This window comes from Actinomycetes bacterium (assembly GCA_036000965.1).
In the GTDB taxonomy this organism is placed as follows: Bacteria; Actinomycetota; CALGFH01; order CALGFH01; family CALGFH01; genus DASYUT01.
In genome coordinates this window covers 24,531-49,037 of sequence record DASYUT010000313.1, presented here as the reverse complement: position 1 = coordinate 49,037, position 24,507 = coordinate 24,531, and the positions used below count along the sequence as shown (strand labels likewise).

Sequence of the window (24,507 nt, the reverse complement as noted above, 5' to 3'; positions counted from 1 at the left end):
GCTGGTTCGAGCGGCTGGCCCGCGAGGCCGGCCTGCCGAAGATCCGGCTCCATGACGTGCGCCACAGCTACGCGACGGCGGCGCTGGCCGCCGGGTGCCCGCCAAGGTCGTCAGCGAGCGCCTGGGCCACGCCAACATCGCGATCACGATGGACACCTACAGCCACGTCCTGCCCGGCATGGACGAGCGCGCGGCGAGCGCCGTAGCCCGGCTGATTCTTGACGACGAGACGCCAGGCGAGGCGGCTCGTTGACAAGGCGTTGACAACGCGCCGCGAGGCACCCGAGGAGGGAAAGGAGGTGAAGCGCAAAGCCGCTGCTCAGGCGGGGTGAGGCTTGGGGTGACCGAGGGGACTCGAACCCCCGACCTTCGGGACCACAACCCGACGCTCTAACCAACTGAGCTACGATCACCAGGTCGCAAGCGAGGGGAAGGATACCGGCCCAAGCGCGCCCGTGCCAGCGACTAGGACGACCTGCCGGCGAACTTCCGTGCTCATTGAACCACCGTCAGGGGGGCAGTAGGGTCCGCCAATGGCCCACAGCATCCCGGCCCGGCGTCTCCTCCTGCGCCAGCTCGAGCTGGACGAGGCGCGTGCCCTGCTCGAGGGCAGGCCGCACCCCGATCGGCCCTGGGCCGCGGGCTACCCGACCGAGGGAACGATCACCGCCGTGGACGGGTTCGTCCAGGCCGTCGCCGCCGACGTCCAGCCCGGACGGTACGGGGTTTACCAGCTCGTCCTCCAGGACGGCACGGTCGTCGGCGACCTGGGGTTCTACGGCCCGCCCACTCCCGCCGGGGTGGTCACCGTCGGGTACGGCCTGGCCCCGGGCGCCCGCGGGCACGGGTATGCCACCGAGGCGCTGCGCGCGCTGGTCGCATGGGCGCTCGCCCAGCCCGGGGTCGAACGGATCGAGGCGGACACCACTCACGCCAACCTGCCGTCCCAGCGGGTGATGGAGCGGGCCGGCATGCGCCTGGTCGGCCAGGACCAGCAGCGCCGCTACTACGCGCTGCCTTGACTTGACGTCCTCTTCCGCCTGAGGGCGGGGATCTGCTCTGGCGCACCTTCCGTGATGCGGTGACCGGGGTGACGGCCGAGGTCCCAAGGCGGGCGAGCGCCCGGGCCAGGACCCGGGCGCTCGCCATCAGCCCGGCACGAGATCAGGCGCCGGCTGCGTAGATGTTCTGGTCCAGCCCTCCCTGTGACAGGCACGGATCGCTGATGGCCGGGGACGAGTAGGACGCGGCGTTGATGTCGTTCGGCACGTACGTGCACGGCTGGTAGACGTCGAAGCCGTCGTGGTCGTCGTCGGCGCCCACCTCGCGCGGGTCGGTGCCTGGCACCAGGTCACGCGAGTCGGTCCATGCGGCGACGACGGTGCCGCCGACCGCCGAGACGTAGATGTAGTCACCCCAGAACCCGTCCCGCCTGGCCCCGTGGGTCTCCCAGCCGAAGTTGCTGCCGACCGCAGAGAGCTGGGTCTCGCTCCAGCTCACGCCGCCGTTCGTGGACTTCGCCACGAGCGTGTGCACGACGTCGCCGGAGTTCTGCCCGCTGGCGGTGTTGCCCGGCGGGAGGCTCGGCGCGTACGCCGGGTCGCTGCGGGAGTCGTAGAAGACCACGTTGATCACCCCACCGGCGGCCGCGATGTCAGGGGTCCACTGGTGGCCTGCCGGCACGATATCGAGCGTGGTGGCAGGGGTCGGCCAAGCGGTCCCGTCCGGGGAGCTGCGCACGAAGACCTTGGACTGTCCGCTCGCCAGTTCCGCGTTCCAGACCACGTGCACGCCGGTTGCGTCCGCGGCGACCGCGGGGGCGCTGGTGAACCGGGAGAAGGTGAGCCCGCTCGGGCAGGCGAACGGTCCGTCGCCGCAGTCGGTCGCGCCGTTCCCGCTGAACTGGCTCGAGTCGAACAGCTCGATCGTGGCCACATGCGCCGCCGGGCCGAAGGACGCGCCCCCGTCGGTGGATTTCGACAGCCACACGTCGCTGCTCGGATTCGACGAGGACGGGTAGGTCAGGAACGTCAGGTACACCGCGCCGTCGGGCCCCACGGCAAGATCGGCGAAGGACCCGGTACCAAGCGACACCGGCGTGACCCGGATCGGCCTGGAGAAGGTCAGGCCGTGGTCGGTGGAACGGGAGAACAGGACGGCGTTGTTGGGGGCGAACCCGTCGTACTGCGACCACGCCACGTAGGCGTTGCCGGAGAACGGCCCGGTGGTCTGGTCGACCGTCAGGTTGATCTTGTCCTGGAACAACCCGGTGAGGAACTGCCCGGAGGGAGTTCCGCGCTTGACCAGGACGGTCCGGTCGTAGGCCGCGCCGTCGTTGGTGTAGCGCGCGACGAACACCCCGCCGTTGACCGGCTTGGAGCGGTTGAAGCAGATGAAGGCGTAGAACAGGCGGCCGTCGCGGTCGAAGGCCTGGGACGGGTCGCCGGCTGCGCCGCAGGTTCCGTGAACCGGCGAGGCAACCCCCGCCGCCGACGAGTCGGCCGGGTATCCGGGTACCAGGCTGTCGTGCCAGCTGGACCCGCCGTCGCTGGAGCGATAGTAGCCGGTCCAGACGTCGCCGTTGACGATCTGGGCGCAGTAGTCGTTGGCTCCCGCGACGACGACTTGGGTGTTGTGGGGGTCAACCGCCACTGTCGGCTCGTTCTGCGAGCGCCTTCCCGTGCTGCACGCCGTGGTCGTGGCGTCACTGGACCCGTCGTGGCGCAGATAGCTCGAGGCAGTGCCGTCGCGGGTGACCCTGACGTTCGCGCTGCTGGCGAATGCCGCACCGCTGAAGGCAACAGCAACCGCGACGGTCAGGGGAACAAGGACCCAGCGAGATCTCATGAAGACCTCCTTATCCGGCCGCCGGTAGTCGTCTCCCCCCGTTGGGCAGACGACCGGCCCGAAAAGCCTTGCAAACCCATCCGCAAGGGTCAACCCGGCGACGGATCCCGGAGCGCCCTTCACCAGCGCCCTGAAAAGGTCGGTGCACTGGGGCGCAGCCTTGGTGGCCGCCGGGGCGCGTGGGTTGGGCGTTCGGGGCCACCCTCGCGGTGAACGTGGCCACCGCGGTGAACATGGCCACGTAGCGCAGCCTTGGCAGCCTTGATAGCCGCCGGGGCGCGGTTGGACGGGTGCGTTGCCGACCCGGCCGCGCCCGTGGTTGCATGCCGGCGATCGTCTGCAAGGGAGTGCACACATGCGAATGGTCCTGATGGGCCCGCCGGGCGCCGGGAAGGGCACCCAGGGCAAGCGGCTCGCGGAGGAGTTCGGCGGCGCCCACATCGCAACGGGCGACCTGTTCCGGTCCAACGCCGAGCGCCAGACCGAGCTCGGCCGGATCGCCCAGGAGTACATGGAGCGTGGCGAGCTGGTGCCCGACGAGATCGTCATCGCGATGGTGACCGAGCGCCTGTCCGAACCCGACGCCGCCGCTGACTTCGTGCTCGACGGCTTCCCACGGACCGTGCCGCAGGCCGAGACCCTCGACCGGCGCCTGGCCGAGCTCGGCCTGCCCCTCCAGGCCGCCCTGAACTTCGAGATCACCAAGGACGAGCTGCTCAGGCGGCTGGCCGCGCGGGCCAAGGAGGAGGACCGCGCCGAGGACGAGGACGAGGACGCCATCCAGCGCCGGCTCGAGTCCTTCATCAACGACACCAGGCCGGTGGTCGACTACTACGACCAGCGTGGCCTGCTCCTCCACGTCGACGCCATGGGCCAGGTCGACGAGGTCACCAAGAGGATCCTCGACGACCTGGCCGCCCGCGGCCTGGTCGCGCGCTGAGCCGAAAGCTCACGCTGAACCGGAGGGTTAGCGATGATCGCGCTGGTCACGGGTGCTTCGAGCGGGATCGGGGCGGCCGCCGCGCGCCGGCTGGCCCAGGAGCCGGGCGCCCGCCTGGTCCTGGTCGCCCGCAGGCGCGAGCGCCTCCAGGCACTCGCGGCCGACCTGGGTGACGCCACCGTGATCGCCGCCGACCTGACCGACCCGGACACCCCGGCGCGCATCGCCGAGGAGGTCGAGCGCGAGCACGGCCGGCTCGACCTGCTGGTCAACAACGCGGGCGCGCCCGGCCAGGGGAGCTTCGAGCGGAGCGGCTGGTCCGGCGTCCAGTCCACCATGGCGATCAACTTCGACAGCCAGGTCCGGCTGACCGAGGCGCTGCTGCCGCTGCTGCGGCGCTCGGCGCCGAGCGCGATCGTGAACGTGGCCAGCGTCGCCGGCCGGGTCGCGCGGGCCTCGATCGGGGACTACTCGGCCAGCAAGTTCGCCCTGGTCGGCTGGACCGAGGCGCTCCACCTCGAGGAGCGCAAGCACGGCGTGCACGTCGGCCTGGTCCTGCCCGGCTTCGTCTCCACCGAGGGCTTCCCCCAGCGGGAGCTGATGGCCCGGCGCCTCACCCGCTGGATGGTGTCCACCGACGACAAGGTGGCCGAGGCGATCGTGGATGCGGGCCTGCGCCGCAAGGCCGAGCGCTACGTGCCCCGCCCGTACGTGCTCGTCCCGATCCTGCGCACGCTGGCCCCGCCGCTCTACCGCCTGGCGGTCGGCGGCGGCCGGCGCTTCGCGCCGAGCACGGCGACCAATCCGGTGGAGCAGGAGGCGCCGCCGGTGGAGCAGGAGGCGTCGCCAGCGGAGCAGGAGGCGCCGCCAGCGGAGCAGGAGGCGCCGCCAGCGGAGCAGGAGGGGTCAGCAGGCGACCGACGGCAGGGCTGAGCGCCGCCTGGCGGCCGGTCAGCGGAGCAGGGGGCGGAGCGCGTCCTCGAGCTGGCCGGCGGTCAGGGGGCCCTCGAAGCGGGCCCGGACGATGCCCTTGCCGTCGATCACCAGCGTCCACGGCTCGGTCTGGAAGCCCCAGGCGGTGAAGGCGCGCACCGGCTTGTCCGGAGCCTTCTGGTCCGGGTAGATCTCGACGTGGACGAGGTTGGCCTGGCCCGGGCGGACCTCGTCGGCGAGCACGAGCAGCTCGTCCACGACCGGCCCGCACATGCGGCTGGCGCAGAACAGCGGCGTCGAGAAGCTCACCACCGTCGGCCTGCCCGAGGCCAGCGCCCGGTCGAGGGAGACGGCGTGCAGGTCGCACGGGGGCGTGCGGGTGCAGACCTTGGCCAGGGCGGCCTTGCCGGTGGCCACGAGCGTCGGCGCCGGCAGCGCCTTGCTGCCGACCGCGCCGGGCACCTTGCCGGCGACCGGGACCGCGCCCCGGGCCACGCCGCGCTGCCCGCCGCCAGCGTCGATGGTGGCCGCGATCAGCCAGTTGCCGGTGGCCGGGAGGTCGACCTCGGCCCCGTAGAAGCCCTTCAGGTCCGAGCGGGGGGACTTGTCGCCAGTCTTGTCGTAGGCGTCCATGGTGAACCATTTGGCGGGAAACGGGCCCATCGCCTTGCTGGTCTCGTCCTGGGCCGTCCACACCTCGGGCCTGCCACCGGTCACCAGGCGGTTGTCGGGCGTGGAGAGGCCGAAGGTGTACAGCCCCTTGCCGGTCTGGAGCTGGCTCTGGGCGCCGAGCAGGGAGAGCTGCGTGCTGCCGCTGCCGATGGTGCCGATCGAGCCGGGCGCCGCGGCCTGGCCCGCCCCGGCCGAGCCCGAGTCGTCCTTGGTGCAGGCGGCAAGCAGAGCGGAGAGCCCGAGGGCGCTTGCGCCCACGGCAGCCTGCCTGAGCAGGTGACGGCGGGAGACGCGCGCGCCTGCGCGGTTCGCCTGCTCCTCGAGAGATACGGCTCCGGTTGCTTCGCGGTTGGACATGCTCGCTGCTCCAGTTAAGGACTGACGGGTCGATTCAACTGCCCGTTCGAGGGAGAACACAACCCAGTGTGGACCACCATCGCTGGACGGGGGACCGGGGGGAACACCACCGGGGGACCGGGGGGAACACCACCGGGAGACCGGGGGGAACACCACCGGGAGACCGGGGGGAACATCCACGGCGGATCGGGGAGGAACATCCTGATGAGCAACGTGATGCGGACGACCAAGCTGCGACGGCGAGGAGGGGGCAGGCGCCTGGCCCGGCTCGGGGTGCTGGGGGCTGCCGTGCTCGTCGGCCGGAAGACGGCGAGCAGGCAGAACCATGGATCCAACGGCCGTTCGGGGCCGAACGGCGTGCCGGGCCGCGCCGACACGAAACAGTCACCCAGCGTCGACGCCAACGACCCCTGGGCTGGCCACAGCCCGAAGCCGCCGGCCACCGACGGCCGGGGCCGGGGTGCCGAAAGCCCCCAGGACATCCCCAAGCAGGGCTGGCGGGACATCTTGATCCGGGTCAAGAACGAGATCCGCGACGACAAGGTGCCGCTGATCTCGGCGGGTGTGGCCTACTACGCGCTGCTGTCCCTGTTCCCCGCCATCATCGCCCTGGTCTCGGTCTACGGCCTGGTCGCCGACCCCGGCGATGTCCGGGCCCAGGTCAACAACCTTGCCTCGATCATCCCGGAGGGGTCCCGGACCCTGATCACCGACCAGCTCACCGCCCTCACCAGCACCGCGGGCGCCGGGCTGAGCCTCGGCGCGGCGTTCGGGATCCTGACCGCCCTGTGGAGCGCGTCGAGCGGCATGAAGGCGCTCATCACGGGGATCAACATCGCCTACGGCGAGCCCGAGTCGCGCAAGTTCCTCAAGCTCCGCGGGCTCGCGCTGCTGCTCACGCTCGGGGCGATCCTGACCATGGCGATCGCGCTGGGGGTCATCGTCGTGCTCCCGGTCCTCATCGACCATGTGTTCGGCCCGGTCGGGGGCACGGTCGTCGGCATCCTGCGCTGGCCATTCCTGGCCCTGCTGATGATCGTCGGCCTGGCGGTGCTGTACCGGCTGGCGCCCGACCGGGACGACCCCAAGTGGCGGTGGGTGACCCCGGGCTCGGTCGTGGCCACCGTCCTGTGGGTACTCGCGTCGATGGGCTTCTCGTTCTACGCCAGCCACTTCGGCAACTACTCCAAGACCTACGGTTCGCTCGGCGCCGTGGTCATCCTGCTGTTCTGGCTCTACCTGTCCGCGTTCGTGGTGCTCGTGGGCGCCGAGGTGAACGCCGAAATGGAGCTGCAGACCAAGAAGGACACCACCCACGGCCCGGACAAGCCGATGGGGGAGCGCGACGCCCACGCCGCCGACCACGTGGCCGAGACCCCGGCCACCGTCAAGGGGTAGCGCTGTGCTCCGGGCTGGGGACCAGCCCCAGCCCGGAGCACAGCGCCAAGACCGAGAACGGCCGGCCCGGAACAGGGCCGGCCGTTGGCGTCGTCCGTACCGCGAGCTAGTCGTCCGTACCGCGAGCTACAGGTCGGTGCCGCCGGTGCCGCTCGAGGTCGGCGCCGTGCTGCTGCTCGACGAGGAGCGGCTCTTGCGGGTGGTCCCGGTCCCGGAGTCGGTGGTCCCGGAGCCGGAGTCGGTGGTCCCGGAGCCGGAGCCGGTGGTCCCGGAGCCGGAGCCGGTGGTCCCGGAGCCGGAGCTGGTGGTCCCGGAGCCGGAGCTGGTGGTCCCGGTCGTGCCCGTGCCGGTCGCGCGCTCGCGCGCCGCGCCCACGCTGTCGGCCGCCTTGTCGGCGACCTGCGTGACCTTGCCCTCGATGGTCGTCGAGGCCCGGCTCTTGGACGCGGAGAACAGCGAGCTGACCTCCTCCTGGAGCCGCTGCATGCTCGGGTTCTCGGCCAGCCGCTTGGCGGACTCGCTCAGCTGCTCGTACCGCTCCCGGCCCGCCTTGGTGCCGAGTACATAGCCGATGGTCAGGCCCAGGGCAATTGCGGACTTGCCTTTCATCGTCTGCGCTCCTTCTCGTGGTCGTGCCGGCGGTGGTGGTGACCGGCGCGTCGGGCGGTCAGGCGGACTCGAGCTGCTCCTTGCGCCTGGCCATCTTCTCGCCGAGCTCGTCCATGCGCTCCTTGCCAAGGAGCTTCTCGGACTCGGGGAGCAGCTCGGTCTCCTCCTCCTCGACATGATGCCGGACGTTCTCCATGAGGACCGTCACCTTGGCGTCGAACCCGTCGGCGTCGAACCCGTCGGCGTCGGGCTCCATGCCGGCCAGCTCCCCGAGCAGCACCTTGACCACGTGGTGCTCCTCGTAGGCCTCCTCGACGATCTCCCGGTCCTCCTTCGGGGCCTTGGCCTGGACCGCCGGGTAGAAGATCTCCTCCTCGATCGCGGTGTGGACCTCGAGCTCGTGACTGATCTGCTCGACCAGCTTCCGCTTGGTCTGGTATGCCTGGTCCCCGGCCTCCTCGAACTCGCGGAACAACGCTTCCACGGCCCGGTGGTCCTGCTTGAGGAGCTCAACAGCGTCCATCGTCGGGCGGTCTCCTTTCTGGCTCCGCGCAGGTTCGGTACGTAGGCGTACACCGGCACCGGCGGAGGCAAACCACCTGGCGGCCGCATGCGCAACGGCACCGGAGGCGGTCTCCGCGCCGCCCGTCACGCTGGCGGATGCTACCCGGCGGCGCGCCGGTAGCGGTTGACGGCCAGGGGCACGAACCCCAGCAGGATCCCGAAGATCCAGGCCAGCGAGTACAGCACCGGCCTGGTGGTCGGGCCGCCCAGGCAGAGCGCGCGCAGCGCGTTGACCGTGTTGGTGATCGGGTGGGCCCTTGCGAACCCTTGCAGCCACCCTGAGGTGAGCGGAGATCCGGCCGGGGCTGTGGGAGCGGCGGACTACAGCTGGCCCGGCCGCCGGCGACATGCCTCGGACAGGACCCAGACCAGCACCGCTCAGGCCCGCCGGCTGGCCGACCAGCTCGGCGTGGGCGCGTCGGCGACCGGCACCACCTGGTGCTCGAGGGCGAACGCGACCGCCTCGAGCTTTGAGTGGACCCCGAGCTTGACGAGCACGTTCTGGACGTGGGTGCGGACCGTGTTGAGCGACAGGAAGCAGTGCTCGGCGATCCTGCGGCTGGAGTACCCGGCGGCCAGGTAGCCGAGGATCTCGCGCTCCCGGGTGCTCAGCGTCCGCACCAGCAGCTCGACAGCCGGGTCGCGGGCAGGCCGGGGTGGGGTGGCCGAGGTGACCGGGCCCTCGTGGCCGTCCGCGAGCTTGCGGATCACGGCCGCGACCTGCGGGCTCGAGGTGTCCTTGGCGAGGAAGCCGTCGGCCCCGGCCTCGATCACCCCCGCCACCGTGTCGTCGGAGGTGTCTGCCGACAGCACCAGGACCTTGGTGCCCGGGGCGCGTTCCTTGACTTCGCGGAGGACGCCGGCGACGTCGGTCCGCGGCATGTGCGCGTCCAGCAGCAGCACGCCCGGCGCGTGCAGGTCGATCAGGGCCAGCGCCTCGGCGCCGTCCGCCGCCACCCCGAGGACACGCAGGTCGTCCTGGGCGTCGAGCACCATGCTGAGACCCTCGGCGAAGACCTGGTGGTCGTCGGCCAGGACCAGCGTGATCATGCCCCCCATCATCCCGCCTCCCGCTCGCTCTCCGCGGTCGCCAGCGCGTTCGCGCGCGACCCCACCGCCTGCCGGCCCGCGGCCGGCAGCTCGAGGCGGACGACGGTGCCGCCCCCGGCCCGGCTGGCCGTCAGCATGCCGCTGCCCGTCTCCTCGACGAAGCGGCGCACCAAGGCGAGGCCAAGCCCGTTGCCGTCGCGCCGGAGCCCGGCCTTGCCCATCCCCGGACCCCGGTCCATCACCAGGACCTCGACGCCGCCGGACGAGCGCCGGACGACCACCTCGACCGGAGTGCCGCCGCCGTGGCGGTGGGCGTTCTCGATCAGGTTCTCGAGGGCCTGGCGGAGCAGGACCGCGTTGGTCCTGGCCCACAGCGGCCCGGCGCCCTCGACCCGCACGACGGCCGGCGCGCCGGCGCGGACCGTCTCGGCGGCCTGGGCGGCGATGGCCAGGACGTCGGCGTCGTCGCGCCGCTCCTGGCGATGGGCGTCGAGCACGTGCCGGCCGAGCTGCTCGAGGTCGCCGACCTCACCGGCGAGCCGCTCGGCGAGCGGGCGCGGATCGTCGCCCCTGCCCGCGGTCAGCTGGATGGCCTCGGTGAGAACGCGGACAGCGGCCAGGCGGCGCATGACCTCGTGGGCGAGCAGTGCCAGCGGCTCTACCGCGTGGTCGTCATCATTCCAGTGCATCACGGCACACCTTCCGATGGGCTCCGCGTGCAGCGAGTACGCGGGGACCGGTACCCATGGTCGTGCGGCGGTGACGGCGACCCTTGTAGCCGCTTTCGGCCGTCGGATCGCGATGTCGGCATTAGGGTACGGCAGTTGCAGCAAGCCACTCATCCGGAGAACTGACTACTTGCCCTCCCTGGTCCATCGCAGGGACGCTCTCGGGGGAGACTGCGGACGGGGCTTCCTTCAGCCTGAAAAGAGGGTTGGGCGCTTCCCCGCGCCTGGCCCTGATGATCCCCCTTCGCGGTTTTCGCCTAGCTGCCGTACCCCTACGTACTGCGGCTGTCGTACGGGTGTGGTCAGGGGATGCGCCACGCTTAGCGCCGCAGGCCCGCGCGGCCGTCACGGGCGGCGTCGCGGTGGGCAGGCGGTATGGAGGGACGATGGCTCGGGTTTTCCTGGCGGACTGCCAGCCGCTGTTCAACGAGGCGCTTGAGGCGCTGATCGAGCGCGACGGGCGCAACGACGTCGTGGGCTCTGGCTCGACGGCCGCACAGGTCGTGGGCGCGGTCGGGCGGCTGCGGCCCGACCTGGTCGTGGTCGACGCCGACCTCGCGCTGGTCTCGCGACCGACGCTGGTCGAGACCGTCCTCGACCAGCTGCCCGAGACCAGGGTCATGCTGCTGACCCAGGAGATCGACCTCGAGCTGCTGCTGGCCGCCATCCGGTCGGGCGCGGTCGGTGTGGTGGGCAAGAAGAGCGGCACCCGGACGGTGCTGCGCGCGGTCCAGGCCGCGCTCGACGGCGAGGGCGTGGTCCCCAGGGCTATGCTGCCGGAGCTGTTCCGGCGCCTGCTCGACCTCGGCGAGCGGGCCACCGACTCGCCGCTGAACCGGCTGTCGCCTCGGGAGCGCGAGGTGCTCGCCCTGCTCGGCCGCGGCTGGAACAACGCGCGCATCGGCCGCGAGCTGTTCATCAGCCCCCACACGGTCCGCACCCACGTGCAGAACATCCTGCAGAAGCTCGAGATGCACTCGAAGCTCGAAGCGGCGACCTTCGCGATGCAGCGCGACCTCGCGCCGCGCACGCTCACCCCCGACCTGAACGGAAGCCGCGCCTTCCAGCGCTGAGCCGGGTCGCCCGCTGCTGGCCAGGACCCGGGGTCGAGGACGGTTCTGCGAGTCTGCCCTCGTCTGCGGTGACGCGCTGACTTCCTTCGGTAGCTCACTGTCAGTAGTTCACTGTAGGTTCGGGGTATTCGCCTTGGGATCAGCAGGGCAATAACGAACTTTTGACGTTCTAGGGTATATGCTCCCGACCTCGGCGTCCCGGGTTGCCGATTTCCCCGCCTTCGCCCGCTTGTGCGCGGGTGCCGGCCGGCGCCCGATCGCGATTGTCTCGCAGGGGGGTTGGGTGCTGATGACCCGTTGACGGTTCGAGCCGCCCACCGGTGATCCGGTGGTGCGGGGGGCTGCCGACCGTGCCGCACGCAGGCGCACGCCGCGTGCCGGCCACGGCGCCGTGCGGCGGCCGTGGCCATCGGCCACATCCGAACGGTCCCGTGGGACGGGGCCGTCGTGTCGGTGTTCGTATGGGGATCGAGTACAGGAGGTAGGGCGTGGATGTCCATCGCCCATCATCGTCGCGGCTCGCCGCCGTGATCGCGTTCGTTCTCGCCGGGCTGCTCGTCCTGGCCGCCGTGCCCAGCCCGGGGGGCGGCAGCCCTGGCGGCGCTGCGGCCGGGGTCGGCGCTGCGGCCGGGGTCGGCGCTGCGGCCACCACGGCGGTGGTGGACCCGCTGCTCGCGGCGGCGCGCGGCGCCGTCCGGGTGATCGTGCAGAAGCAGGCCGGCGGCGACTTCGCCCCCGAGCGCGCGGTGGCCCGGCTCGGCGGCCGCGTCACCCGGCCGCTCCCGGTCGTCCACGGGTTCGCGGCCACCCTGCCCGCCAGCGCCGTGCCGGAGCTGGCTCGCACGCGAGGCGTGCGGGCCGTCTCGCGCGACGGCCGCATGCGCGTCCAGGCCAAGCTGGCAGCAACGCCGCCGTCCACGCCGCGCTCGGTCTACCCCAAGGTCGTGCGGGCCGACGCGGTGTGGCAGGCGGGCGTCACCGGCAGCGGCGTTACCGTGGCGGTCGTGGACACGGGCGTCGCCGACGTGCCCGACCTGCACGGCCGGATCGTGCAGGTCACCGACGACCTCACCGGCCAGGCGTCACCCTGCGTGAACCTGTCCGGCGAGTCCAGCTGCGCCGACTCCTACGGGCACGGCACCTTCATCGCCGGCACCATCGCCGGGAACGGCGCCTCGTCCGCAGGCAAGTGGAAGGGCGCCGCGCCAGGGGCTCGCGTGCTGTCGCTCAAGATCGCCGGCCGGGACGGCGCCGCCGACGTCAGCAACGTGCTCGCCGCCATCCAGTGGGTGGTGTCGTTCAAGGACCGCTACGGCATCGGGGTCCTCAACCTGTCCCTGGGGACCGACTCCACCCAGTCCTACACGGTCGACCCCCTGAACTACGCGGTCGAGCGGGCCTGGGACGCCGGCATCGCCGTGGTCGTGTCGGCCAGCAACCGCGGGCCCGACCCGCGCAGCATCTCCAAGCCAGGCGACGACCCCTTCGTGATCACCGTCGGCGCGATCGACGACAACGGGACGACGGGCTTGGGCGACGACCTGCTGCCTGACTTCTCCTCGCGTGGGCCGACCGCGGCCGACGGGCTGGGCAAGCCCGATGTCACCGCCCCCGGCGGGCACGTCATCTCGCTGCGCGCACCAGGGAGCGCGATCGACACCCAGTTCCCCGTCTACGTCGACGGCGCCTACCGCAAGGGCAGCGGCACCTCGATGTCGGCCGGGGTGGTGTCCGGCGTCGCCGCGCTGATGTTGCAGGCCAACCCGGACATGACCCCGGACCGGCTCAAGCACGCGCTCAAGGCCACCACCCAGGCCACCGTCTCGGCCGACCCGATGGTCGTCGGCACCGGGCTGGTGAACGCCCAGGCCGCCGCCTTCGCGGCCCCGCCGGGTACGGCCAACCAGGGCCTCGCGCGCTCCAGCGGGCTCGGCCCGCTCGATCTCTCCCGCGGCACCGTGCGGGTCAAGACCGACGACCTGATCGGCGGCACGCTGGGTCTCGTGCTCGGCGGCCTGCTGACCGCCCAGCTCCTGCTCTGGGACCCGTTCGGCTACACCACCGGTGGGTGGACGAGCGGCACCTGGTACTCGACCGGCTGGCAGACCTCCCGCTGGTACCGGCTCAGCTGGGCGGGCAACGACTGGGGTGGGAGCAACTGGCGCCAGGCCGATGGCTGGTACGGCAACTGCTGGTACGGCTCGACCTGGTACGGCGCCTGGGAGTAGCGGTTGACCGCATCCGAGCAGGAGCCCCGGGGAACGGCGCCGGTCAAGGGCGCCGTTCCCCGGTCGATTCCATTCCTCTCAGCGCTGCTGGCGGTGGCCGGCGTCGCTGTGGCCGCCGCCGCGCCCTCCGTCGTCCCGGCGCCCACGCCGCTGTCCGTCGTCACGGTCGGCACCCTTCTCGGTGCGCTCGTCCTCGCGGGCACCCTGGAGCTTCGTTACCAGCTCCGGGGCGGTCGTTTCGTCCACGACGACGAGGCCAACTCGTTCGACCTCTTCGAGGCGGTCCTCACGCCGCTGGTCTTCGTGCTTCCCGGGCTCGGGGCGGTGCTCGTGGTCGGGGTGGCCAAGGCAGTCTCGGAGAGGCTGCTCCGCGTTCCCGCGGTGGTCACCTGCTTCAACGTGGCCCAGTGGATGTGCACCGCGGCGGTGGCGAGCCTGGTGTTCACCTCCATGCGCACGAGCGCCACACCCGCCGTCGGCGACATCCCCGGGCTGCTCCTCGCCATGCTCGCCGGCTGGCTGGTCAACTACCTGGCGTTCACCGTCGCCGTGTACCTGAACCGGCAGCAGCCACTTCGCCAGGTCCTCGCCACGACCGCGCCGGGCATCATCCCCTGCCTGCTGGTGACCGCTGTCAACCTCGCCTTCGGCGTGCTCTTCGTCGCCGCCCACGCCTGGGAGCCGGCCGTAACCCCGCTGTTCATGGTGCTTCTGGGGATCCTGCACCGCGCCAACCGGGCCTTCGCCGCGGTCCGCGCCGATCGTGCCCGCCTCCGAGGCATGCAGCGGGCGATGCACGCGCTTGGGGTGCCGATGGATCCCAGGGAGGCGATCCCGCAGTTCCTGCTCGAGGTGCGCAGGTGCTTCGAGTCGGAAGCGGCCGACCTGGTGGTGGTCGCCGGCCGGGCCCGCACCGTCCACCGCTCGAGCGCCGGTAACCCCGCCTACTTCACGTTTCAAGAGCCGATGGGCAGTGCCACGCTGGCCACCGCGCTGCTCGCGATCGAGGAGGCGAAGCGGGTCGGCCCGGGCGCCAGCGACAGCGCCATGGTGGAGCTGCTGCTGGCCGACGGCTGGCGCAACTGCCTGGCCGCTCCGGTCCAGTCCGGCGGCCAGACCGCCGGCGTGCTGGTCACCTACAACCGGACCGGGCTCGAGGGCTTCGAGGAGGGCGAGCTCGCCGTGCTCGACACGCTGGCCGGGGAGGTCGCCGGCGCCCTGCAGAAGGGCGAGCTGCTCGAGGCCATCATCGAGGAGCGGACCAAGCTGTCGGAGATCTTCTCCAACACCTCCGACGGGATCGCCACCATCGACCCGGACGGCAGGGTGACGAGCTGGAACCCCGGGTTCGAGCGGATCACCGGCTACGCGGCCGGCGACGTGGTCGGTACCCTGGGGCTGTCGCGGCTCCGGCCCAGGGACACCGACGGCCGGGAGGTGCGGGTCGACCGCTGGGCGAGCGACCCCTGCATCCTGCCGTCGGTGCTCGAGGTGCTCAGCCCGGACGGCCAGCCGTGCTGGATCTCCTGCGCCTACGCGCGCGTGCCGGCGGCAGGCAGCCGCTACCGGCGGCTCATCCTGACCTCGCGCGACATCACCAAGGAGTTCGAGCTGCGCCGGGCCGAGCGGGCCCTGCGCGACTCCGAGGCCCGCTTCCGGGCGCTGGTGCAGAACTCCTCGCACATGGTGATCGTGCTCGACGTGGGCGGTGGGATCACCTACGCGAGCCCGGCGTTCTCCCGGATGCTCGGCTACCGGGGTGGGACGCGGATCGGGCAGAACCTGTTCGACCTGGTCCACCCGGACGACGTCAAGGAGGCCCGCACCCGCTTCAGCGACCACCTCGGCCAGCACGAGCCGAACCAGACGTTCGAGTTCCGCATCCTGGCCGCTGACGACCGCTGGCGGCACGTCGAGACGCTGGCCAACAACCTGCTCGAGGACCCGTCGGTCGGCGGGGTGGTGTTCAACTGTCGCGACGTGACCGAGCGCAAACGGGCCGAGGCCCTGCTGGCCGGCCAGGCCCACGTGCTCGACCTGATCGCCAGGGACGCCCCGCTGTCGGACACCCTGGCAGTCCTGGCCCGGGTGATCGAGACCGAGGCCGAGCGCGCGCGCTGCGCGATCCTGCTGCTCGACGAGGACGGTGGCAGGCTCGGCGTGGCGGCCGCCCCGAACCTGTGCAGCGAGGGGCTCGGCAAGGCCGACGGGCTGGTGGTCGGCCCGCAGGCCGGCGCGAGCGGCGCGGCCGTCCACCGCCAGACCCCGGTGATCGTGCCCGACGTGACCACCCACCCCAACTGGGCCCGGACCCGCGAGGCAGCCAGGGCGCTCGGGGTCCGGGCGGCCTGGGCGGTGCCGATCATGGCCTCGGACGCGGCCCGGGTGCTCGGCACCCTCACCCTCTACCACGAGACGCCGCGCAGCCCGGAGCCGGTGGACTGGCAGCTCCTCGAGCTGGCCGCACACCTGGCCGACATCGCCATCGAGCGCACCCAGGCCCAGGCCAGGCTCGCCTACCAGGCCGCCCACGACGCGCTGACCGGCCTGCCCAACCGGCTCTGCTTCCTGGACCGGGCCACCATGGCGCTCGCCCGGACCCAGCGCAGCCGGGCCTCGGTGGCCGTGCTCTTCCTCGACCTCGACCGCTTCAAGGTCATCAACGACTCGCTCGGCCACGCGGCCGGGAACCAGCTGCTGATCGCCCTCGCCCAGCGCCTGCAGCAGGTCATCAGGCCCGGGGACACGGTCGCCCGCTTCGGCGGCGACGAGTTCACGATCTTGTGCGAGGGCATCGCCGACGAGGCCCACGCCCTGGCCATCGCCGAGCGGGTCGCCGAGGCGGTGGCCCAGCCGTTCCTGCTCGACGAGGCCGAGGTCTTCGTGACCATGAGCATCGGCATCGCGCTGGGCAGCGGGCCCCACTTCCGGCCCGAGGCGCTGATGGAGAACGCCGACGCCGCCATGTACCGGGCCAAGGCCCGCGGCGGCAACCGGCGCGAGGTCTTCGACCAGGCCATGCGCGCGCGGGCCAGGCGCCGGCTGGCCATGCACAGCTCCATGTACCGGGCGGTCGAGCGAGGCGAGTTCCGGGTCTTCTACCAGCCCAACGTGTCGCTCGACAGCGGCGAGCTGGAAGGCGTGGAGGCGCTGGTCCGCTGGGAGCACCCGGCCCGCGGCCTGCTCGAGCCCAAGGAGTTCATCGGGTTGGCGGAGGAGACCGGCCTGATCGTGCCGATCGGCACCTACGTGCTGCGCGAGGCGTGCCGCCAGGCCGAGCGCTGGCGCACCGCCGGCCCGGGCGGCAGGCCTCTCAACATGAGCATCAACCTGTCGGCCCGCCAGTTCGCCCGACCCAAGCTGGCCGGCCTGGTCGCCGACATCCTGGCCGAGACCGGCGCCGACCCGGCCTCGATCTACCTCGAGATCACCGAGAGCGTGCTGATGGAGGACGCCGAGTCCACCTACGCCGCCCTGGCCGAGCTGAAGGCGCTCGGCGTCAGCCTGTCGATCGACGACTTCGGCACCGGCTACTCCTCGCTCACCTACCTCAGGCGCTTCCCGGTGGACAAGGTCAAGGTCGACCGGGCCTTCGTGGACGGGTTGCTCGGCGACCCCGAGGACGCAGCGATCGTCACCGCGGTGGTCAACCTCGCCCACAACCTGGACCTGCGGGCGGTGGCCGAGGGAGTCGAGACCGCCGAGCAGGTGGCCCGGCTGCGAGACCTGGGCTGCGACATCGGCCAGGGCTACTACTTCGGCCAGCCCCAGCCGCCCGAGGCGATGGCGCCCGGGCTCGGGCTGCCCGCCGGCGTGCCCTGAGCCCGTCTTCTCCAGCCGAGGCGGTGGCGCCGGGCTCGGGCTGCCCGCCGGGGTGCCCTGAGCCCGTCTTGTCCACGGGCGGGGGCCAAGCCGTTGACCGATGCGACGGACCCCTTGCACACTGACGATTCGATCGCATCCACCGGATGCACACCAACCGGGGCAGGCGAAGCGAGCATGACGGTCGGCAAGGCTGTGGCGCTGCGCAGGGCGGGCTCGCTCCCGGCCCTGGTCGCGCTCGAGGTCGGCGCGGTCCTTGGGCTGCACCGGCTCGGCGAGCTGGCCGCCTTCCAGATCCCCTGGCGGCACTTCGGCCGCGACCTCGGCCCGTGGCTGCTGTACAGCCCGATCGAGGACGTGCTCGGCGCCGTCCTGCGGATGGTCGCGCTGCTGCTCGCCTGGTGGCTGCTGGCGAGCACCGCGCTGTACCTGGTGGCCAGCGTGACCCGCGTGCCGGCCCTGGTCAGCAGGGTCGAGTGGCTCGCGCTCCCGGTCGTGCGCCAGGTGGCCGACCGTGCGGTGGCGGTCGCACTGGCCACCTCGATCGCCGGCGCCAGCCCGGCGGTGGCGGGCGCCCTGGTGGTCCGCAGCGCGCCCGGGCCGGTCGCCGCCACGGCCGCCACGGCCGCCACGACCACCACGACGACCCCGCGGTCAGACGGGTACGTGCCGCACCCGGCCGGGCCGACCGGCTCGCAGCCGGCGGCCCCGTCGAGCAGCACGTCCACCACCTCGGCGACCACCACGACGAAGACCACCACCACCACGAAGACCACCACCACGAAGACCACCACGCCGGCGACCACCACCACGCTGTCGACGACCACGTCCACCAGGGCCGCCACCACCACCTCGACCGCCGCCCCGCCGTCGACCACCCGGCCGGCGACCACCCCGACGGTGGAGCCCCCCGGCCCGAAGCCCACGTTCCAGGTCACCACCACGGCGCCGACTACCACCACACGCGCCGGTGCCCCAACCTCCACGCGCGCAGGCGCCCCCACCACCGCGCCGGCCCGCCAGCCCGCCCCGACCGCCAGCGCGCCCGGGCCCGGCTATCTGCCCCACCCGGCCGGCACGACCACGACGACCACGAACCCGCAGGGCCGCGGCAGCGCGCCCCCGGGAGCCCCTGGACCCGGGGAGCCGAGCCCTGGCGCGGGCCCTGGCCCGAGCGGCACCGTCCTGCCGTCCATCCACCGGGTGGAGCCGGGCGACAACCTCTGGCTGATCGCCAGGAACCAGCTCGCCCTGGCCACCGAGCGCAACCCACGGTCACTGCGCAACAGCGAGGTGGCCGCGTACTGGGTGCGGGTGGTCGCCGCGAACCGCAGCCATCTGCGTTCCAAGAACCCGGACCTCATCTACCCGGGCGAGTCCGTGCGCCTTCCACCCATCCCCAACAGCGCCGGAAGCTGACCATCCGGTCGGTGCGCGGCACGGCCTCGAATCTGCCAGGTCGACTTCGATCCCGGGCGTCCGGCTCGGCGCCGGGAATGGCGCCCGCGGCGCGGCCGCAGGCGGCCACCGGCCGATTCCACATTCCCGACCGGTTCATGACAAAGTTACGGAACTGATGCGCAGCCGGTAATAGCCCTCCAACCGGCTGTACCCCCCGCATCAGCAGCCCGGGTTCCCCCCGCCCGGTCTCGTCCACTCGTCCGGCGGGTCCGGACCAGGAGGTCAGTGTGCTGAAGGACGTCATCGCACCAGGCGACGTCAGAGTCGCCCCAACGCGGTACACGCCTGCGCGCTCGCCGCTGCGCATCGCCCTCGTCGCCCCGCCCTGGTTCGAGCTCCCCCCCAAGGGCTACGGCGGCATCGAGGCGATGCTGTTCTGGCTCGTCCAGGGCCTGGTCGCCCGCGGCCACGACGTCACGCTGATCGGAGCCGGCGAAGACCACACCGGCGCGCGCTTCCTGCCCACCTACGCCGAGCCGCCAACCGCCAAGCTGGGCCAGTCGTTTCCCGAGGTGATCCACGCCCTCACCGCCACCGAGTACCTGGACGAGCTCGAGGTCGACGTCCTCCACGACCACACCCTGGCCGGGCCGCTGCTGCTCCGCGGCACCCGGATCCCGGCCATCGTCACCAGCCACGGCCCGATCACCGGGGAGCTGGCCGAGTACTACCGGATGATCAACCGGTACGCCCGGCTGGTCGCGATCTCCGAGTTCCAGCGCACCAGAGCGCCGCACCTCCAGTGGGCGGGCATGGTCCACAACGCCATCCCGGTGGCCGAGTACCCGTTCCAGGCCAAGAAGGAGGAGTTCGTGCTCTTCCTCGGCCGCATGAGCGCGGAGAAGTCGCCCGACCTCGCCATCAAGGCGGCGCGGGCCGCCGGCCGGGAGATCGTCGTCGCGGCCAAGTGCAACGAGCCGGCCGAGCATGAGTACTTCGAGCAGCGCGTCCGCCCGCTGCTCGGGCCGGACGCCCACTGGTTCGGCGAGGCCGACTCCAAGCAGAAGAAGGAACTGCTGGCCCAGGCGCACTGCCTGGTCTTCCCGATCCAGTGGGACGAGCCGTTCGGCATCGTCATGGTCGAGGCCATGGCCTGCGGCACCCCGGTGGTGGCCCTGCGCCGCGGCTCGGTCCCCGAGGTGGTCCGCGACGGGCTCACCGGCTGGATCCGTGACGACCCGGCCAAGCTGCCGGCCGCGATCGAGCGCGCCGGCGAGCTCGACCCCTGGCGCTGCCGTAGCTGGGTGGCAGACAACTTCGACGTGTCCGGCATGGTCAGCGGGTACGAGGCCATCTTCCGGCGGGCCCTGCTGGCCCTGCCCGTGGGTGGCCTGACCCCGCAGGCCGGGCTCACGGAGAGCCCCGGTCAAGCACCTGCTGGGCGGGTCCGACGCTCCCTGAAGGTCCAGCGTGCATGAGCGCGGCGCCGGTGCTTGACCGGCACTGCCAGGCCAAGGCGGTACCCCGGATCGAGGAGGGCCGGGTCAGCGACCCACCGGGTCCAGCCAGAACGGGCTCGAGTAGGCGATGGCCCGGCCCAGCCCGGCCCATTCGCCCTTGGCCCGCGGGTCGGGCGGCTCGGCGGGGTCGCTGACCCGGAGCACCACCCAGGCGCCCTCGGCCGGGTCGAGCCGCGTCTCGAAGGCGACGACCGGGTCTTCCGGCTCCGGCACCTTCACGTCCTCGGCCGCGGCCAGGGCCGGCATCAGCGACCCGGGGCGGAGCACCTGCACGTTCAGCGGGCGGCCCTGCCATCCCTCGCCGCGGTCGAGGTCGACCTCGAAGCGGGCGGGGCCGCCGCGGTGGGCGACCGTGCCGCCCATGCGCACGCCCTCCAGGGACGCGTCCAGGCGCAGGCCCTTGACCCGGGTCGCGAAGAAGCGCCGGGCGGCGAGGGCCTCGAGCACGCCCGCCCGGGTCAGCTCGTGGACGTACAGGCCCGCCCGGCCCTTGTCCTCCGGGAACCCCCAGTCGGTGCCGTGCTCGTCGCTGACCCCCAGGATGCCGACCCGCCAGCCGGCGTTCAGGCACTGGTTGAGAGGCGACTCGCCTCCCTGCTGGGTGTCCTTGAACAGGTAGTCGTGCGTCTTGTTGAACATCTCCAGGCTGACCACACGGTCGGCCAGGGCCGGCCGGTAGCGGAAGTTGCCGAAGCGCAGCCGCCCCGTCCCGGGATGGTTGAAGCCGATCAGGCCCTCGGGGGCGCGGCGCTCCAGCCAGCGCCAGAGTGGGGCCATGGAGAAGACCAGCGTGCGCAGGGGGTCGGTCCACCGCTGGCTGCCCCAGATGTTGACATGCCCGAACAGCGCACTCGACCACTCGAACCCGCGCAGGGCGGCGAACTCGCCCGGCGCGTCGGCCGCGTCGGCCAGCCGCGCCGTGGTCTCCCAGGCGTGGCCGTCGATGCCCGTCCAGCCGGGCGCGTCGACCAGCCCCAGGAACACCGACGCCCAGCGGGAGTGGTCGGTGATCGCGGCCACGTCGAGCCCGGCCTCGCGCATCGAGGCGAAGGCGCGCGCCGGGTCGCCCTTGCCGTCCGACAGCATGGTGTGGTTGTGCAGGTCGGCGTGGACCAGGAACGGGCCGGGGAACAGCCGCGACCGCCGGCTGGTGCCCCACGCGTCGAGCCCCCGCTCCGGGGAGGGTTCCTGCTCCGCCATGCCTGCACGGTACCCCCGCCGCCGACCTTCGCGTGGCCGGCCTCGCGTGGAACCGACGCAGGCGACAACAATGGCATGGCCCGCTCGGCACGAACCAGGCACGGAAGGTGGCAGCGATGGCAGCTCCGAGGACCGTCCACCTCGTCCCCCACACCCACTGGGACCGCGAGTGGTACGAGCCGTTCCAGCGCTTCCGCATGCGCCTGGTCGACCTGGTCGACCGGGTCCTCGACCTGGCGGAGGCCGACCCGGGGTTCGCCTTCACCTTCGACGGTCAGACCGCCGCCATCGAGGACTACCTGGAGGTGCGGCCCGAGGCCGAGGCGCGCGTGCGCCGCCTGGCCGGGCGCGGGCAGCTCGCACTCGGCCCCTGGCGCATCCTGGCCGACGAGTTCCTGGTCTCCGGTGAGACGCTGGTCCGCAACCTCGAGAGCGGATGGCGGCGCGCAGAGGCCCTCGGCGGTGCCATGCGCGTCGGCTACCTGCCTGACGAGTTCGGCCACGCCGCCCAGCTTCCGCAGCTCCTGCGCCGAGCCGGCATCGAGCATGCGGTGCTCTGGCGCGGGGTGCCGGCCGCGATCGACCGCCACGCGTTCACCTGGGTCGCCCCCGACGGGTCCGAGGTGCGGACCGAGTACCTGGCCGCCGGCTACGGCAACGCCCTGCCCCTGCTCGCCCTGCCCGAGCGGCTGGCCGACCGGGTCGAGGCGTTCGACGAGCTGATGCGGCCCTTCTTCGGCGACGACGAGCCCCTCGGCATGTACGGGTCCGACCACACCGAGCCCCTGCCCGGCCTGGCCGGCCTGGTGGCCGATGTGAACGCGGCCCAGGACCGGTGGCGGCTGCGGGTCGAGACGCTCGGCGCCTACGTCGCCGGGCTCCCGGCCGTCGCCGGGCTCCCGGCCGGCGCCGACCACCTGCCGCGCTGGCAGGGGGAGCTGCGTTCGGGGGCGAGGGCCAACCTGCTCATGGGCGTGACCTCTGCGCGGGTCGAGGTGAAGGCGGCCTGCACCCGCGCCGAGCGGCTCCTCGAGCGCTACGCCGAGCCGCTGCAGGCACTGTGGGGCAGGTCCTGGCCGGACCGCTTCCTGGACCTCGCCTGGGGCAAGGTGATCGAGAGCTCGGGCCACGACTCGGTCACCGGCTGCGGCGCCGACGCCGTCGCCCACCAGGTGCTCGGCCGCCTCGCCGAGGCCGAGCAGATCGCCTCGGCCTTGCGCGACCGGGCCGCCGCCGAGGTGGCCATGCGCGTCCCGGCCGGCGCGGTGGCGGTGCTGAACCCGTCCCCGCACCCTCGCGGCGGCCTGGTCGAACTCGACCTGGCCGTGCCCGCCGGCTGGGACGCGGTCGAGCTGGAGCTGCCCGACGGCCGCCGCCTTCCCACCCAGGAGACCGCGCGCGACGCCACCCTGGTGGACGCCCGGGAGCTGCCCGGGCAGGAGCTGCCCGGCCTGCTCCAGCGGTGCATCCACCTGCTGGCCGACGTGCCAGCCCCCGCCCTGGGCTGGACCACGGTCCGCCCGGTCCCGCCCGCTGGCGGGCAGCAGCTCACGGCCAGGCCACCAGCGGCCGGGCAGCAGCTCAGAGTCGGACAGCAACTCACGGCCGGGCCGCCCGCGGCCGGGCAGCCGCCGGCCGCCGGGCCGCCCGGCGGGGAGGGCGCTCCGGGCGCAGGTGCCGTCGGCACCGCCGGGCCGTCCGGGCACGTGGTGCGGGCAGGGGAGCGGTGGCTCGCCAACGGGCTGGTCGAGGTCGAGGTGGCCGGCGACGGCACCCTGCGTGTCTCGGGCGGCGGGGCCGAGCTGGCCGGCGCCGCCCGGCTGGTCGACGGGGGCGACGCCGGCGACCTGTACAACTACGGGCCGCCGCCCGACGACGAGCTGGTGGACGCGCCGGTGTCGGTGGTGGTCCGCTGCGTCGAGGACGGCCCCCTGCGCGGGCGGCTCGAGGTGGCCCGCGCCTACCGCTGGCCGCGCGGCCTCCGCGACGACCTCGCCGGCCGCGCCGCCGAGCGGCGCGAGGCAGCCACGACCACGCTGGTGGAGGTCAGGGCCGGCGAGCCGTTCGTGCGCCTGACCCTGGTGGTCGACAACCAGTGCACCAACCACCGCCTGCGGCTGCACGTCCCGCTGGCCGCGCCCGCCGACCGCTCGTTCGCCGAGGGGCAGTTCGCGGTCACCGAGCGGGGCCGCACCGCCGAGGGCGGGCACGGCGAGGTGCCGCTGCCCACCTTCCCCGCCCGTGGCTTCGTCGCCGCCGGCGGCACGGCGCTCCTGCTCGACCAGGTCACCGAGTACGAGTTGCTCGACGGCGAGCTGGCCGTGACCCTGCTGCGGGCGGTCGGGCAGATCAGCCGCAACGACAACCCCTACCGCGAGGAGCCGGCCGGCCCCGAGCTGCCCACGCCCGGGGCCCAGGGCCAGGGCCGGCACGAGTTCCGCCTGGCCGTGCTGCCCCATGCCGGCAGCTGGCAGGAGGCCGGGGTCCTGCGCGCCATGGAGCGCTACCAGCACGACCTGGTGGCCGCGCCCGGCACGGGCGCGGCCGGCCCCCCCGGGGAACGCGGCCCGGGGGAGCGGGCCGGGGGGCGTGGCCCCGGGGAGCGGGCTGGGGAGCGCTCCCCGGGGGAGCGGGCCGGGGAGCACGGCCCGGGGGAGCGGGCCGGGGAGCACGGCCCGGAGGAGCGGGCCGGCCTCGAGGTCGAGGGGGAGGGCGTGGTGCTGTCGTCGCTCCGGCGCCGGGGCGGATGGCTCGAGCTGCGGCTCGTCTGCCAGCACCCGGCCGGCGCGACCGCAACCGTCACCGGGCCGTTCACCCGGGCCCGGGGGGCCGACCTGCTAGGCCGGGCCGGCGCCGACCTGCCCCTGGACGGGGGGGCGCTCCGGCTCTCTCTCCGCCCCTGGGAGATCGCCACTGTGCAGCTCGCCGGGCCGCCGCAGCAGGAGCGGCAGCCCAGCTGACCGGGGACCCGGGCTTCGGCACTTCGCCTGTGCTACCGGGCCGCATCGACTCCGGGCCGCAGGAGGAGCAGCCCAGCTGACCGAGGATGCGGGCTTTGCCGCACCCGCTGGTCGTCGTGCTGCCGGCGGCCGTGGTCGCCGAGGTCGCCCGGAGGGCGCCCGGCTCGGTCCAGGGCGGTATGGTGGCGTCCGGACGCCGGCGCCG

At 72.9% G+C, this 24,507-nt stretch carries 17 protein-coding genes, 1 tRNA gene and 1 pseudogene; 11 read left to right on the top strand and 8 right to left on the bottom strand.

Going from position 1 to position 24,507, the window contains the following annotated elements; genetic code table 11:
* Nucleotides 1-253 (top strand): annotated as a pseudogene (locus tag VG276_28515) (tyrosine-type recombinase/integrase).
* 83 nt (nt 254-336) lie between these two features.
* Here the strand turns inward: VG276_28515 and VG276_28510 are convergent.
* Nucleotides 337-413 (bottom strand) — tRNA-His (locus VG276_28510).
* 120 nt (nt 414-533) lie between these two features.
* On the opposite strand from VG276_28510, the gene VG276_28505 reads away from it, so the two are divergent.
* The gene (locus VG276_28505) at nt 534-1,022 is read left to right on the top strand and encodes a GNAT family N-acetyltransferase (protein HEV8653230.1); all 489 of its coding nucleotides are present in this window, start codon (nt 534-536) and stop codon (nt 1,020-1,022) included.
* Between the two features lie 142 nt (nt 1,023-1,164).
* On the opposite strand, the gene VG276_28500 is transcribed toward VG276_28505, so the two are convergent.
* Nucleotides 1,165-2,847, bottom strand: a complete 1,683-nt coding sequence (locus VG276_28500) for a hypothetical protein (GenBank protein HEV8653229.1) — start codon at nt 2,845-2,847, stop codon at nt 1,165-1,167.
* Nucleotides 2,848-3,202: 355 nt separating this feature from the next.
* On the opposite strand from VG276_28500, the gene VG276_28495 reads away from it, so the two are divergent.
* Together VG276_28495 and VG276_28490 are read left to right on the top strand one after the other, a co-directional pair.
* Nucleotides 3,203-3,787, top strand: coding sequence for an adenylate kinase (locus tag VG276_28495; GenBank protein HEV8653228.1), 585 nt, complete (start codon nt 3,203-3,205; stop codon nt 3,785-3,787).
* Nucleotides 3,788-3,820: 33 nt separating this feature from the next.
* Complete coding sequence (locus VG276_28490; GenBank protein ID HEV8653227.1) at nt 3,821-4,720, top strand: SDR family NAD(P)-dependent oxidoreductase; 900 nt, start codon at nt 3,821-3,823, stop codon at nt 4,718-4,720.
* A gap of 18 nt (nt 4,721-4,738) precedes the next feature.
* Here VG276_28490 and VG276_28485 read toward each other — a convergent pair whose 3' ends face one another.
* Nucleotides 4,739-5,650 (bottom strand): hypothetical protein, encoded by a 912-nt coding sequence (locus VG276_28485; protein ID HEV8653226.1) that lies wholly within the window; start codon nt 5,648-5,650, stop codon nt 4,739-4,741.
* Nucleotides 5,651-5,953: 303 nt separating this feature from the next.
* Between VG276_28485 and VG276_28480 the strand changes: the two genes are divergently transcribed.
* A complete protein-coding gene (locus VG276_28480) occupies nt 5,954-7,147 on the top strand; it encodes a YihY/virulence factor BrkB family protein (GenBank protein HEV8653225.1) in 1,194 nt (397 codons plus the stop codon).
* 126 nt (nt 7,148-7,273) lie between these two features.
* Here the strand turns inward: VG276_28480 and VG276_28475 are convergent, their stop codons facing one another.
* The 4 genes from VG276_28475 to VG276_28460 all read right to left on the bottom strand — a co-directional run bounded on the left by VG276_28475 (nt 7,274) and on the right by VG276_28460 (nt 10,059).
* Entirely contained in the window at nt 7,274-7,756 is a 483-nt protein-coding gene (locus VG276_28475) for a hypothetical protein (GenBank protein HEV8653224.1), read from the bottom strand.
* Between the two features lie 58 nt (nt 7,757-7,814).
* Complete coding sequence (locus tag VG276_28470; protein ID HEV8653223.1) at nt 7,815-8,279, bottom strand: hemerythrin domain-containing protein; 465 nt, start codon at nt 8,277-8,279, stop codon at nt 7,815-7,817.
* 419 nt (nt 8,280-8,698) lie between these two features.
* Nucleotides 8,699-9,370, bottom strand: a complete 672-nt coding sequence (locus tag VG276_28465; protein HEV8653222.1) for a response regulator transcription factor — start codon at nt 9,368-9,370, stop codon at nt 8,699-8,701.
* A gap of 8 nt (nt 9,371-9,378) precedes the next feature.
* Nucleotides 9,379-10,059 (bottom strand): HAMP domain-containing sensor histidine kinase, encoded by a 681-nt coding sequence (locus VG276_28460; protein HEV8653221.1) that lies wholly within the window; start codon nt 10,057-10,059, stop codon nt 9,379-9,381.
* 425 nt (nt 10,060-10,484) lie between these two features.
* Between VG276_28460 and VG276_28455 the strand changes: the two genes are divergently transcribed.
* The 5 genes from VG276_28455 (at nt 10,485) to VG276_28435 (ending at nt 20,100) form a co-directional block, all read left to right on the top strand.
* A complete protein-coding gene (locus VG276_28455; GenBank protein ID HEV8653220.1) occupies nt 10,485-11,171 on the top strand; it encodes a response regulator transcription factor in 687 nt (228 codons plus the stop codon).
* 488 nt (nt 11,172-11,659) lie between these two features.
* Nucleotides 11,660-13,399 carry a S8 family peptidase gene (locus VG276_28450; protein ID HEV8653219.1) on the top strand — a complete coding sequence of 580 codons (1,740 nt, stop codon included), beginning with the start codon at nt 11,660-11,662 and terminating at the stop codon, nt 13,397-13,399.
* A 3-nt stretch (nt 13,400-13,402) separates the two neighbouring features.
* Nucleotides 13,403-17,221 carry an EAL domain-containing protein gene (locus tag VG276_28445; GenBank protein HEV8653218.1) on the top strand — a complete coding sequence of 1,273 codons (3,819 nt, stop codon included), beginning with the start codon at nt 13,403-13,405 and terminating at the stop codon, nt 17,219-17,221.
* Nucleotides 17,222-17,398: 177 nt separating this feature from the next.
* The gene (locus VG276_28440; protein ID HEV8653217.1) at nt 17,399-18,640 is read left to right on the top strand and encodes a hypothetical protein; all 1,242 of its coding nucleotides are present in this window, start codon (nt 17,399-17,401) and stop codon (nt 18,638-18,640) included.
* A 269-nt stretch (nt 18,641-18,909) separates the two neighbouring features.
* Nucleotides 18,910-20,100: a glycosyltransferase family 4 protein gene (locus VG276_28435; GenBank protein ID HEV8653216.1), complete on the top strand. Its 1,191-nt coding sequence runs from the start codon at nt 18,910-18,912 to the stop codon at nt 20,098-20,100.
* 66 nt (nt 20,101-20,166) lie between these two features.
* Here the strand turns inward: VG276_28435 and VG276_28430 are convergent, their stop codons facing one another.
* On the bottom strand, nt 20,167-21,342 hold the full coding sequence (locus VG276_28430) for a CehA/McbA family metallohydrolase (protein HEV8653215.1): 1,176 nt from the start codon (nt 21,340-21,342) through the stop codon (nt 20,167-20,169).
* A gap of 116 nt (nt 21,343-21,458) precedes the next feature.
* Here VG276_28430 and VG276_28425 point away from each other — a divergent pair, with 116 nt between their 5' ends.
* A complete protein-coding gene (locus tag VG276_28425; protein ID HEV8653214.1) occupies nt 21,459-24,302 on the top strand; it encodes an alpha-mannosidase in 2,844 nt (947 codons plus the stop codon).
* Nucleotides 24,303-24,507 lie beyond the last annotated feature (205 nt).